Below are 13,008 nucleotides of genomic sequence, written 5' to 3'. Positions count from 1 at the left end.
GGAAAACGTTGACTTCGCCTGGAAAATGCCGATATACTCACGTTATATTACAATTATATTGTATGAAATGAGGTGATGAGATAACGGAGGCAGTAAGGATTCATATGATCATCCAAATATGAAAGCGTTTTAATTAAAATCGATGAGGTGATAAGTTTGATGTTAAAACGAAGCATTGCGGTCGTGCTGTGTGTGCTGCTCTTGATTGCCCCTCAGGCGGCATTCGCCTATAAAAATCCGACATCGCTGCCGGATGAATGGGGACAATATGGGCTTGGCGACCCTTACGTCTTGAAATTTAATGGTACATATTATTTATATGTGAGCACGAGAGATACCGATATCGGAGTCAAAGTGTGGAGCTCGCCAGACCTTGTCCACTGGAGCTATGGAGGATTGGCCGCAACAGATCCGGTTACGAAGGGAGCTTACGCTCCTGAAGTTGTTTATTGGAACGGTTACTTCTACATGTATACATCTCCTGCCGGCAATGGTCATTACGTGCTTCGCAGCGAGAGCCCGACCGGTCCGTTCACCGTGCAGACGGGCAATTTAGGCAATTCGATCGATGGCAACGTCTTCATTGACGATGATGGCAAATGGTATTTCTATCATGCAAGCGCAGCGGGCATTCTCGCGGCTACGATGCCTACGCCAACGTCGATCGGCAGCAGCGTCAATACAGGTGCAAGCATGAACGGTTGGACAGAAGGTTCTACGTTGTTCAAGCGCGACGGCAAATACTATATGACGTATACCGGCAACCATGTATTCAGCAAAGGCTATCGGGTCGACTACGCGGTCAGCTCAAACCCGCTCACGGGATTCGTGCGTGATACGGATAATCCGATTCTAATCAGTACGGAAGGTCCGACAGTCGGTCTCGGCCATAATACGGTCGTCGTCGGCCCGAACTTGGATGCCCGCTATATCATCTACCACAATCTCGAAGGAAAGGGCATTGTCGGACCTCTTCGACATTTGGGGATGGACCGGATCGTGTTCAACGGGGATAAAATGTCAGTGCTCGGGCCGACGGCAACCGAGCAGCCGGATCCGGAGATGCCGGATTTCGAGGACCGGTTCAATGGTGCAGAACTCAGCCCGGCGTGGACGAATGCGGACGGTGTCAGCTGGAGCATTGATTCCGGACTTCTACGTCAGCAAGCCGTCGGTACTAGCAGACTGTTGACCACTGCTACGGCCGGTAGCAGCTATACGGCAGAATTTAACCTCCAGTTAGCTGAGTCCAACAATACCGGAGGCCAACGGCTCGGGGCCGTATTCTCCTACAAGGACGATAACAATTTCGGCACAGCGCTTTTAGATCCGGCGAGCAATTCGCTGCAGACGCAGTTCCGTGTGAACGGCGCCGATCTGGGATGGGTGGAGAGCCCGCTGCCTGAAGGATACGATTATACGAAGCTGCACAATATCCGCGTTGAGAAGACAGGAGATACGTTCAAGATCTACGTCGACGGCATGCTGAAGGAGACGCGCAGTGTGATGCTTGGCGGCGGCAGCATCGGTTACGTCACGGAGAACGCGAAGGCTAATTTCGGTTATGCCGCTTTCAGCAACGACGTAAACGGCAGCAGCGATAATGACGCCGCAAAACCAGTACCGGGCCAAGTCGAGGCCGTCCATTACCTGTCGGGCGGCGAAGGGGTCGGGTATCACGACCAGACGCCGGGTACAATCGGTGATTACCGCGGAGATGGCGTGGATACGGGCAAAGCAGATGACAGCACCTCACATGTCACCGCTTTCGAGAAGGACGAATGGCTGCAATACCGGCTGAACATCGCGGAAACAGGCAAATACGACATCGACCTTTCTTATGCGGATGCAGCTCTGGGCAGCAAAGTACAGCTCACTCTGGATGATGGACAACCGCTGGGCGAGTTTGAGCTGGCTGGAGATACCAATTCTGCTGATACAGGATGGCAAACCGCACAGCTGAATGGGGTAGAACTGCCGGCAGGTGAGCATAGCATAAAGGTAACTGTCGTATCGGGTACGATCTCGATGGACAAGTTGACGTTCCACCAACACGCGGACGTTCCGGTTCTTTATGATAACTTCGATGATGGCAAGGATGACGGCTGGCAGCGCTATGAAGGTTTCTGGAGCGTGAAGAGCGACATTGCCGAGGAGGAGCAGGCTTACGACGCTTATCATCCGATCCCGGGTGAGATTGGTACGGTCCACTATATCTCTGGCGGCGAAGGTGTCGGTTATCATGAGAATACACTTCAAAACATCGGCGGCCAGTACAGAGGAGATTCGGTCGACATTCGCTCCAATCCGGTCAGCGGCGGTTACAACGTAGGCTGGAACCAGACGGGCGAATGGCTGAAGTTTAACATTGACGTAGCGGAAGCCGGAACCTATAACGCAGAATTCAAAGTGGCTACTACTTTGGATGGAGGTCAGATCCGGTTATGGCTTGACGATACGACGGATCTAACCGGTATTGTAGACATTCCGAAGACCGGCGACTGGAACATCTGGAATGTGGTGCGCAAATCCGGAGTTACACTGCCAGCAGGTAAGCATACGCTAAAAGCCGAGACGGTCCGCGGAGAATTTGATTTTGCAAGTATAGCGATAACGAGGACAGATCAGCCGATACCCGTACCCGGTGTCATCGAAGCCGAGCATTACAAGCCCGGCGGTGAAGGTGTAGGCTACCATGATTTAACGCCTGCGAACATTGGAGGCAAATACCGCACCGATAGCGTCGACATTCGATCCGCTGCATCCGGTGATCAGATCGTAGGCTGGAATCAAACAGGCGAATGGCTGAAGTACAATATAAACGTTGCGCAAGAGGGACTATACGATCTCGACTTGTGGGCAGCTACGACATTCACGGATGCACAAGTCCGCCTATGGTTGGATGACACGACTGATTTGACAGGTATACTAGGCGTTCCTGCTTCAGGCGACTGGAATAAGTGGAAGTCGGTGACGAAATCCGGTATTAGGCTGCCGTCCGGTGATCATGAACTGAAGGTCGAAATTGTTAAAGGCGAATTTGACATGACGAGACTGTCGCTCACCCAATTCAATAAGCCGCATGTGCTGCCCGGATTTATTCAGGCTGTTAATTATAAGGCAGGCGGTGAAGGTACAGGCTACCATGATCTGACTCCCGCTAACATCGGTACGGAATATCGGAATGATGCGGTCGACATCCGCCGAAATGCGGGCGGCAGCTATAATGTGGGGTGGAACGCTACCGGCGAATGGCTGGCCTACAATGTAGATATTGCCAAGGCAGGCGTGTACAACGTCGATTTTGTGACCGCTACATCGATGGACGGTGCGAAGGTTAGGTTGTGGCTTGACGATGCAACCGATCTAACCGGTGAAGTCGACATTCCGAATTCTGCCACCTGGGAGAACTGGGCGACAACAACGAAGCAAGGCATCAATCTCCCGGCGGGCGCACATACCTTGAAGGTCGAAACCGTAAAAGGTGAATTCGACTTCCAAGGAATACGTATTCATCAAAATCCGGTCCTACCGAAGGTTGCTCATACCGGCGAATATCAGGCAGCGGTCGGCAGCTTCGGGAAAACGTTGATTGGAGATGCCAATTGGTCGAATTACAGTGTGGAGTCTGATATCAAGCTGATTAGCGATACAGGCGACGGAGGCATTCTGTTGCGGGCGAGCAACCCCGCTCACGGCAAGGAGCTGAATCAGAACAATGCGGATTTCGTGCAAGGTTATGTCGCATACCTGAACAAACAGGGTGTTCATCTCGGCAAGCTGAATTACAGCTGGACCTATTTGACAGGGGCGCCGCTCGAGGTGAAGACAGGTGAATGGAAGCATGTGAAAGTCGTTGCGCAAGATGCCCGCATCCAAGTGTATGTCGATGATATGAGCAAGCCAGTTATCGACTACACGGACCGCAGCGGCAATCCATTCACACACGGCAAGGTCGGCATGCGGACGTTCACGAATGAAACGAGTTATGACAATTTCACGGTTCTACCTGCCCCCATGAACGCTCCTGCCATCGGACAGCTGCTGGAATGGTTTGGCTCAGCCGGACAGTTAGACGAGAAGATCTGGAAGCAGCTGGATAAGGAGCTTGAGCATGCTGCCGATGCGGTCAGCAAGAAGAAGCCAGACTGGAGGCAGGGGATCAAGCATCTGGAGAATTTGCTGAAGCAGCTGAATAAAGAGAAGAAGCAGGAAGAGGCTTCTGATCAATCAAAGACAACGCTCAATCGGAGCGTAAAGGCACTCATTGAGGTGTGGAGCGCAAATCTGAGCAAGTAGACGGCCAAATAGCGACTAACTAATAAGAACGTCCCTGTACCGAAGGATGGTGCCGGGACGTTTTGAGTTATTGCCGTTTGTCATTCAAGTAGACAGATATATCATTTCATAAACTAAATCCTTAAAGGAGGATGAGTAATATGGCAAATATCGAACACTTACAGACTGTGAATGTTCCAGCTTCTACAGTATATGAAGCTTTAACCACAGCAAAAGGGCTTTCAGAAATATGGACAAATGAACTAAAAGTTAATGATCAGATCGGTTGTATAAATGAGTTCCTATTCGGCGGCAAAGGCTTAACAAAGATGCGAGTGGATGAACTTATTACCGATAAAAAGATTTTGTGGAAGTGTGTAGATTCAGATCCAGAATGGATAGGTACGACTATTTCTTTTGATATTGAGGAAAAAAACGGGAGAACTTCAATCATTTTTCGTCAGATGAATTGGGCGGAAGTGACCGCATTTTTTCGTCTTTGTAATTATAACTGGGCTATTTTTTTGTACAGTCTTAAACAGTACTGCGAAGACGGCGAGGGTCTTCCGTATCATAAAAGAAAGTTTTAGCACGAAATAAAGTAACACCAAAGATGTGGTCTGAAAACTGTCGATATGTACCTGTACCATTTCGCTACTTATTTGCTTGGGTAGGGTTTTGAATTTGTTTTTCTGGACCATAAAAAAACAGACTCTTATTAAAGAGTCTGTTTTTTATTGTTATCATTTTTAAACTTTTTGTACGTTAGTAGCTTGGGGTCCACGTTGACCTTTTTCTACGTCAAAAGTAACTCTTTGACCTTCGTCAAGAGATTTGAAGCCTTCGCCTTGAATAGCTGAGAAATGAACGAATACATCTTCTCCGCCTTCACGTTCGATAAAGCCAAAACCTTTTTCTGCGTTAAACCATTTTACTGTACCTTGTTCCATTGTTATTTCCTCCTAGTGTGATAACCACACATATATTTACTATCCTTGCTCTCAGGATCTTCAAGACGAAATCCGAACAAAAATAATTCTTTATTATAATATCAGTAAATTGAACGGATAGCAATTTATTTGAGTTGTTTGTTAAACGGAATTAGATTGGTTGAAATAACCAGTTCCTCAAGTAAGCGAATTTTATGGAGGGATTCCTTTCTATATGAAGAACTAATACTCTGGATCATACCAAATAAAAATATTATTAATACGACCGTATGATTTTCAACATTCTAAACGTCTTACATAAGGAAAACAGGAAGGGATGGATGTCATGTCTCAATCTTATGATCCGATTGTTGAAGAGACTCGAGCATTACATAAGAAATTTGAGGAATTGGTCGAACCGCATCGCCCATCACTTTGGAGATATTGCCGTTATTTAACGGGTTCTCCCTGGGATGGAGAGGACCTATTTCAAGAAACGTTATTGAAAGCTTTTGCAACAATGGCCCAGATCTGGCACCCGATCGCATTAAAATCTTACTTGTTCCGAATTGCTACAAATACGAGAATTGACGGGCTTCGGAAGAAAAAGATTTCAATGGATACGTATTCAGAACAGGACTCCAACGATTTTCCAGAAGAAACAGTTGATCCATTGGAAATGATTGAGGCACTAGAAGTATTGGTCCAGTATCTGCCGCAAAGGCAAATCGCTGTTTTCCTGCTTATGGAAGTATACGATTTTACCGCTTCCGACGTCGCAGGGATGGTACGAATGACCGAAGGTTCGGTCTATGCAGCTCTTAACCGTGCGAGGGCTAATATTCGCAAGCATCGCAACATATTACCTGATCCAATTCATCCTGAAAAAATTGAATTCAACGCTTTGCTGCTCGATACCTTACTTCAGGCAATGAGAAGCGGCGATGTGGACAGTATTCTTGGAATGTTTGAGGAAAGTATTCATAATGATGCAAAACCCGGATTTCAGGAATATTCAAAGCGAGAAATGCTTAATGGTTCTTTCAAACACAGAGGGCCGGTTTTGCATGTTTCGTTGGAGCTTTTGTGGGGCCGGAAAGTATTCGTGGTATTGGCTGAAACTGAGCTAGGGCTTGTTCTTCACGATATTCATGAATATGATTTCGAAGACAATCGGATTGTGTATCATCGAGGTTATTATTTTTGTAAAGAGTTGTTGCTCCAAGCAGGAGAAACACTTGGCGTATCGGTGCAGCTGCAGAAAGCTCCAAACCTGGATTGGCGCGAGAAAATATAGTCTTTTAAGCTCAAAACATTGATAGACCTACATTATATCTGACTGCAGTTGAGCGGTTAGTTAGGATGTAGGTTTCTTTTTTACTTAAAGCTGTTTTTTTGTTTTACGCAAATAAAGAGTATTTGACTGATGTAAACTATGCTTTACATCAAAATGAAAGTAAAGTAAACTTTACGTAAAGCTAGCTTTACATTGAGGTGGGGTTGGATGGAACATCGTATTAAAAATTTAAGATCAGCTATAGGGCTAACACAGGAACAGTTGTCCGAACGAGTTGGTGTTTCGAGACAGACGATCATATCCATTGAGAATGGCCGATTTAATCCATCCTTAGAATTGGCATATAAAATTGCGAAAGTGTTCGATCGTTACATTGAAGATGTATTTATTTTTGACAAAGGGAGTGAATGATCATGAGTTTGAATCAGGTTGGAGTCTTACTGATGATACTGCTCGGCATTTTTGGAGGATTGCTCGGGTTATGGTGGGGTCGCAAGCAAGCAGCGCGTCAAAGGGGACTTGATGAAAGATTTCATGTCATTTCAAGTAAATCTCAAGCATCCGCATGGAAAATTACGCTGGTAGCAATCTATATCTTATTCATCATGATAGTATGCGGTGTGAAATTGTCTGCAGCTCCAGTCCTGGGGATTGTATTGCTCGTTCATATGGCAGGATGGGCGTTCTCGAGCGTGTATTACAATATTAAGCTATAGGGAACATCGAGCATGTTAGATTGACAATCGCTAAAATATAGGTGTTAAGCTAACGGGGAACGATAGTTCAAGTGCAGATTAGTTGAGCAAAATATTCAAATGATTAAACTAACGGATAACACCAGGTTCAAGGAATCGATGAGACGAAGAGGGGGAAACCGAAATGAAGACGATCAAGCGCATGATGGACCACCTGTACTGGGCGGACGGACGCATCTTGGACGCGCTCGAGGAGAGTGCGACGAAGAACAAGGACCTTCTGAAGCTGGTTCGACACGTCGCGGTCGCGGAACGAGTCTGGCTGTCCCGATTGCAGGGCAAGGGCAGCGCTCTATATTCGCTGTGGGAGGAAACGGAAGACCTGACGGCGATCCGGACGATGTTCGATGAAAATGCCGAGCAATATCGTGTCTATATCGAAGGGCTCAAGGAATCCGGTTTGGATGAGATGGTCGACTATGCAAACCAGAGCGGAGATCCGTTCCGATCGTCCGTCCGGGACATCCTGTCGCAGGTCCTCTTACATGGGCAATATCACCGGGGACAGATTAACCGGGCACTTCGGATCGAATCTGCAGAGCCCATCCAAGTCGATTACATCACGTTCGCGAGGCAATGAGCTGTAAGTATCTTGTAAAGCCTTATTTGTAACTGGTACACATCCAATAAAGCGAATGGCTATTCCAACGATCAGGTGGGTATTAAAACGGCTAGCTGATATATTCGCATCGCTTTCGTCATACCTATGCGTGTCACCTGCTTGATAATGGAATTTATACGAAGAGAGTCGGAGGACCAGAACATAGTCCCGTTGAGAGTCGCTATTTCAGCGGCTTTTTTGTTTTATCGGTACAAGTTCTGTGATTTTCGCGAGGATACTGACCAAGATCCTGAGGAGAGAGCACAGAAAAATTCGAGAAAATCATGGAGGTTTATCAAAAACCGATTTTTCTCTAATGTTATCATATGCTGGGCAATTATGCGGAAGCCGAGGATAACGCACAGGAAGTATTTTTGAAGACATTCCACAACTTGCAGAAGTATACCCTTGGTTTAACTGCGTTTGTAGGAATGATGTTAATGGCCTCCACAGGTTATGCGGCAGTTCAGTATAGAATTTGGTCCTTCGCATTTGCGCGAGTTGACATGGGTATACGAGAGCCCAGACAAAAATGAAAAATACGTTTATAATGTAACGGCAAATACGGATAAAATAAGCAAAGAAGCCTTGATGAAAATTGTCGAAAGCTACTTGGAATCATAAAAATTAAAACAATGGGAATCTTGTCCAAAGCCAGTGGGGGGCATTCCACTATTACGTATAACTTCGATATTGGATCGGGCTTACACGCTCAAAGAGAACCGTTAGCTAGATATATTACGGTGAACCGTATCTCAAGTAGCGGTGAATAAATGGGGTGTTTGCGAGGGGATTTTCGGGGCAAATATTACGCCAGATATTTCCATTCTGTGGTATCATACAATTGATGAGGAATTATGTGGAGTTGAATTACTACTCATTAAAGAAGAAAAAAAATCTGATCGACAGCGCGTTACAGACGGTAGTGAACACCGTCTGTTTTTATTTGAAAAACTTGCTGACTACATTATGGTTGAAAGGGCGGTCTTTGTGTGACAAAAAAGAAAACAATGAAAAGAATCAACAAGATTCTCCTGACTGCGATAGGTGGAATTATACTTATTTTCGGGGTTTTGGTGGGTTATGTTTATTTCTTTATCCTTGAAAAGCCTGCTGAACCGGATAAATGGGCTGCTGCGGAGCGCTATGTCTGGAATAAAATCAAGTTTGATCAGGATGCACAAGTATTTTCTGCCGACGGTTCGGAATATTATTTACTTGCCAATAAGGGAGCTGCTGCTGAAAATAAATTGATCATTTATTTTTCTGGGGGCGGTGTGGCCTGGGATGAGGTGACTGCCGCGCATCCGATCAGTCTGGGTGATGTAATGAAGAACGGTAAGATCAAATATTACTTTCCGAACATTCCATTCTTTAAGGTAAGTACGCTTGGCGGACTGTTGAAAAATAATAACCCTGACAATCCGTTCAAGGATTGGAACATTGTATATATCCCTTATTCTACTGGTGATCTGCATATCGGGAATGCATCCAAGGAATATACGGACGCCAAAGGCAAGCCGTTTACAATGCGTTACAACGGTCAAGCCAATACGCGTGCAGCATTGGAATGGGTTACAAACCATTTCTCTGCGCCTGAAAAGATCCTCATTGCGGGAGAAAGCGCCGGAGGATTCGGAGCTGCCTTCTGGGCGCCTGAGATTGCGAAATGCTACCCGGATGCCCGCATTTATCAATATTCGGACGGCTCCTACTTGAATGCCGAACGCTGGCCGAATATTATCGATAACGAATGGAGTGCCAACTTTGCAGCAACCTTTGGATATGAAGTCCACGATGATTTGATTTCGTCCATATTCACAGCGAACCGCAAGCTGCTCCCGGACAATGCGGTACTTTTGCAGTCCAATACACTTTATGACGAGCTGCTGTTCGACTTTGAAAAGGATCTGAATGGTGATGTTTCGGATGATGACGAATATGTGCATCGCTGGTCGGCGCGCATGCTGCAATCTGCCCGAGAGCTAACTGAAGTATTGCCAGGCTACTATTATTACATCACAGATTACGGTCTTAACGAGAAGACGGGCAGGACACCACATACACTCTCCCCATTAAATCATTTCTACAATGCCGAACAGGACGGGGTGAAGCTGATGAAGTGGCTGGACGATGCCGTGAATAAGGATGAATATTACTCTGTGGGGCGGCATTTTGTAGCACTAGCACGATAGTTGAATCACCGACAATCAGGCCGCCGATCACTTCGTGCACTCGTTATGAAAGGGGAGAAATTACATGCTATATCATTTTAGTGAGGATGATCGTATCAAAATATTTATTCCCAAAGAAAAACAAAATCGCCCCGATTTTCCTGCAGTAGTTTGGGCAATTGACGAAGAGCATGAGTTTACATACTATTTTCCCAGGGATTGCCCGCGTATTGTATTGAGAAGAGACGAAATGACAACGGATCAGCAAATGCAACTTTTCTTTAATAACACGACTGCCAATATTATAGTTACAGTAGAAAGCGATTGGTATACACGGATATCAAACCAGACCATGTTTAGATATAGCTTTAAGGATGAAGGTTTTGAACTCTTTGATAAGACAGCTGGTTATTATATCTCTCATCAAGCAGTTAAACCCAAGACAGTGCAAATATATGGAGATTTAATAGAAAGATTAATTCAAAGAGGAATTGAATTAAGATTCACTACAAATTTATATCCCCTAAGAGAAGCGATACTAGCTTCCAATTTTAAAGGGTTTGGCATACATAGATTTAATAATGCAAAAAACAATAATTCATTAAGCTAACGGGAAGGATTAATGGCAGATTTCTCCAAATGACGTTAGAATGGTTATAAGGCAATAACAGAGGAGGCAATCCATGCTTGATATTAATCAAATTAAAGAGCTTATTCCCCATAGATATCCCTTTCTTTTGGTCGATAGAATCTTAGAAATTGTTGAGGGAAAGAAAGCCGTTGGAATTAAAAATGTGACTTTCAATGAACCTTATTTCCTTGGTCACTTTCCCGATTATCCCGTCATGCCTGGAGTATTGATTGTAGAAGCACTGGCTCAGGTGGGCGGTATCGCTATGTTCAACGTAATGAGCAATAACCATATGATAGGGTTGCTGACTGGTATTGATAATTGTAGGTTCAAAAAGCAAGTAAAACCAGGGGATCAACTCCATCTTGAATTCGAAGTGACCCGAACCAAGGGACAGATAGTCAAAGGAACAGGCATCGCCATGGTAAACCATGAATTGGTTTGTGAAGCAGAAATCATGTTTTCATTTAATACTATTGAGGCATTCAACTAACGGAGAACAATAGCTCAATGAAGACAGTTCAAGGCAGACGATCAAAAAGACCGGCTGTCATTATTGGCCGCAACTACCACATTGGAAAAGAGGTTTTGAATCCATGAATAGTAATGTTATTTTGGGGATAGTATTATTAGCGCTGAGTTTGTTTCTTAAGCCCTTATTGGCGATTGTGGGACTGAATGAAAGGTTGCTCGGATTGTACTGGCAAGGTGAAACTGTGTTTTCATTGAGTCCATTCTTAGTTCGGATTATTCTGGCTGTAATTGGAATTATCATGCTTATCATCGGCGGTATGCAAGTAGCAAAGCAGAAGAATGAATAGTTGAAGGGATAGAGAGCACAACAATTGATCTTACTACAATATTGAACATTTATAACCAAGGTATTGAGACCGCTATAGTCTGCAGCCGTATGTTAGCAGAGAATAATTGTCTAATGACACAAGTCCACCTACATATTAAATTTGAAGAAAGCCTGATGAATCAGGCTTTTTGTTATTTGTGAAGGGAATTTTGTGTCATAAAAAAATGCACAAAAGTGCCTACATTATGACGGAACTATAAGATACGTTAAATCGCTTCGGGGGTTGAACCGTACAGAGGAAAAGTAGCGGTTTTTAACTATAATCAATTTATTATTCATCTCGGAATTTAAGTACGACCGACGATGCATTCAAGAAACGAGAAACAAGGCTGCCATGTGGCAGCCTCAAAAAAACATGATTTCATTCGTATTATTGTTGATATTGCCGCTGAACCGCCTCTGGTAGCTCCTCGAGGGTAACCTCTTCCCAGTGCGTGACGCCCCTGATCAGTGTGTTATATAGCTGAACATAAGCTCCTTCTCTCAATAGCTTTCCGGCAGAAAAACCAAGCTTCTTTTCCTTTCCTTTCTCGTTATATGAAGTCAGCTCATAGTTGTAACGTCCATTCTCATCTTGAACACCGAGGCCGATTACCATCGTATAATATATTGTTTTTCCCGCAGAATTTTCAGGCTTAAGCTTCTCCGGGTTGAAGAAGAACATCCACAAGCATGCCCCAATCACAATGATGAGCCCCAGCACTAGCGATATTTTTTTCATTATACTTTCCTCCTAAGCACAATCAAGATGAGACAATATCCTTGTTCTTCAACCGGCGAATAGACATCGACGCAAATATAATAATGAAAGCCAAGTTGATCATCCAAAATAGAAAGTTCTGCAGGTCAGTCAATTTATCCTGACTCATCACACTCATGCCAATGTTAAGCAATGAGAACGGAAAAAATATTCCCAACTTCGCAATATACATGCCTAGACCAATAAAGACCGCGCACAGACTAATACCGATAGGCGTAGCAAAGCTACGGATCCGTAGCGAAAGTCCCAATTGCAGTGCGCTGATGGACATAGAAGCATACCATCCGCGTATCGTCCAACCAATAGTCTCTGAAGGGATAGACCCGGGTAAGGAGAACAAGGTACCTGCAAGCCAGTAGAGTCCCATGAACAGCACTTGCGCGAACAAGATTAAAATACTAACGACAATCCATTTGGCAAGATACATACTGGCAACCGATACAGGAGAGGTCATAATCATATTCCAATTTCGGTTTAAATGCTCCAGTCTACATATATAGGAACAACAGATGGCAATCAGAATGGGCAGGAAAAATACACTGTAAAACAGGCTGATCTGGGTCCACAGGCTGTACCAACCATTTTGTAGGGCGCCCTGGTTAAAATAATAATTCGCACACCCAATCAACAGACTTATGATTGGAAGTACAGCGATTACAAGAACAATCCGGGAATTGCGCAGTTTGAGCCATTCCGCAGAAATACTTCGTTTCATCAACTT

At 44.8% G+C, this 13,008-nt stretch carries 14 protein-coding genes; 11 read left to right on the top strand and 3 right to left on the bottom strand.

Annotated features, from left to right (window positions below):
- The first annotated feature begins 159 nt into the window (after positions 1 to 159).
- Both KJS65_RS06965 and KJS65_RS06960 read left to right on the top strand, forming a co-directional pair.
- Positions 160 to 4,299 carry a carbohydrate-binding protein gene (locus KJS65_RS06965; RefSeq protein ID WP_213649159.1) on the top strand — a complete coding sequence of 1,380 codons (4,140 nt, stop codon included), beginning with the start codon at positions 160 to 162 and terminating at the stop codon, positions 4,297 to 4,299.
- A gap of 140 nt (positions 4,300 to 4,439) precedes the next feature.
- Positions 4,440 to 4,868 carry an SRPBCC family protein gene (locus KJS65_RS06960; protein ID WP_213649158.1) on the top strand — a complete coding sequence of 143 codons (429 nt, stop codon included), beginning with the start codon at positions 4,440 to 4,442 and terminating at the stop codon, positions 4,866 to 4,868.
- 159 nt (positions 4,869 to 5,027) lie between these two features.
- Here the strand turns inward: KJS65_RS06960 and KJS65_RS06955 are convergent, their stop codons facing one another.
- Positions 5,028 to 5,228 carry a cold-shock protein gene (locus KJS65_RS06955; protein ID WP_136605620.1) on the bottom strand — a complete coding sequence of 67 codons (201 nt, stop codon included), beginning with the start codon at positions 5,226 to 5,228 and terminating at the stop codon, positions 5,028 to 5,030.
- Between the two features lie 325 nt (positions 5,229 to 5,553).
- Between KJS65_RS06955 and KJS65_RS06950 the strand changes: the two genes are divergently transcribed.
- The 9 genes from KJS65_RS06950 (at position 5,554) to KJS65_RS06910 (ending at position 11,486) form a co-directional block, all read left to right on the top strand.
- Positions 5,554 to 6,504 carry an RNA polymerase sigma factor gene (locus tag KJS65_RS06950; protein ID WP_213649157.1) on the top strand — a complete coding sequence of 317 codons (951 nt, stop codon included), beginning with the start codon at positions 5,554 to 5,556 and terminating at the stop codon, positions 6,502 to 6,504.
- A gap of 207 nt (positions 6,505 to 6,711) precedes the next feature.
- Entirely contained in the window at positions 6,712 to 6,915 is a 204-nt protein-coding gene (locus KJS65_RS06945; RefSeq protein WP_213649156.1) for a helix-turn-helix transcriptional regulator, read from the top strand.
- Positions 6,916 to 6,917: 2 nt separating this feature from the next.
- On the top strand, positions 6,918 to 7,220 hold the full coding sequence (locus KJS65_RS06940; RefSeq protein WP_213649155.1) for a hypothetical protein: 303 nt from the start codon (positions 6,918 to 6,920) through the stop codon (positions 7,218 to 7,220).
- A 163-nt stretch (positions 7,221 to 7,383) separates the two neighbouring features.
- Positions 7,384 to 7,839 (top strand): DinB family protein, encoded by a 456-nt coding sequence (locus KJS65_RS06935; protein WP_213649154.1) that lies wholly within the window; start codon positions 7,384 to 7,386, stop codon positions 7,837 to 7,839.
- A 786-nt stretch (positions 7,840 to 8,625) separates the two neighbouring features.
- The gene (locus KJS65_RS06930) at positions 8,626 to 8,856 is read left to right on the top strand and encodes a hypothetical protein (RefSeq protein ID WP_213649153.1); all 231 of its coding nucleotides are present in this window, start codon (positions 8,626 to 8,628) and stop codon (positions 8,854 to 8,856) included.
- Positions 8,853 to 10,055 (top strand): pectin acetylesterase-family hydrolase, encoded by a 1,203-nt coding sequence (locus tag KJS65_RS06925; RefSeq protein ID WP_213649152.1) that lies wholly within the window; start codon positions 8,853 to 8,855, stop codon positions 10,053 to 10,055. Before KJS65_RS06930 ends, KJS65_RS06925 begins: the two co-directional genes overlap by 4 nt.
- Positions 10,056 to 10,119: 64 nt before the next feature.
- On the top strand, positions 10,120 to 10,644 hold the full coding sequence (locus tag KJS65_RS06920) for a DUF6886 family protein (RefSeq protein WP_213649151.1): 525 nt from the start codon (positions 10,120 to 10,122) through the stop codon (positions 10,642 to 10,644).
- A gap of 73 nt (positions 10,645 to 10,717) precedes the next feature.
- Positions 10,718 to 11,158 carry a 3-hydroxyacyl-ACP dehydratase FabZ gene (gene fabZ, locus KJS65_RS06915; RefSeq protein WP_213649150.1) on the top strand — a complete coding sequence of 147 codons (441 nt, stop codon included), beginning with the start codon at positions 10,718 to 10,720 and terminating at the stop codon, positions 11,156 to 11,158.
- 103 nt (positions 11,159 to 11,261) lie between these two features.
- Entirely contained in the window at positions 11,262 to 11,486 is a 225-nt protein-coding gene (locus KJS65_RS06910) for a hypothetical protein (protein ID WP_213649149.1), read from the top strand.
- Positions 11,487 to 11,897: 411 nt separating this feature from the next.
- Here KJS65_RS06910 and KJS65_RS06905 read toward each other — a convergent pair whose 3' ends face one another.
- Together KJS65_RS06905 and KJS65_RS06900 are read right to left on the bottom strand one after the other, a co-directional pair.
- A complete protein-coding gene (locus KJS65_RS06905; RefSeq protein ID WP_213649148.1) occupies positions 11,898 to 12,248 on the bottom strand; it encodes a YxeA family protein in 351 nt (116 codons plus the stop codon).
- A gap of 22 nt (positions 12,249 to 12,270) precedes the next feature.
- Positions 12,271 to 13,002: an ABC transporter permease gene (locus tag KJS65_RS06900; protein WP_213649147.1), complete on the bottom strand. Its 732-nt coding sequence runs from the start codon at positions 13,000 to 13,002 to the stop codon at positions 12,271 to 12,273.
- Positions 13,003 to 13,008: the final 6 nt, after the last annotated feature.

It is taken from the genome of Paenibacillus sp. J23TS9 (assembly GCF_018403225.1).
GTDB lineage: Bacteria > Bacillota > Bacilli > Paenibacillales > Paenibacillaceae > Paenibacillus_AQ.
The sequence above is the reverse complement of the archived record's forward strand: the minus strand, read 5'-3'. Positions and strand labels throughout refer to the sequence as shown.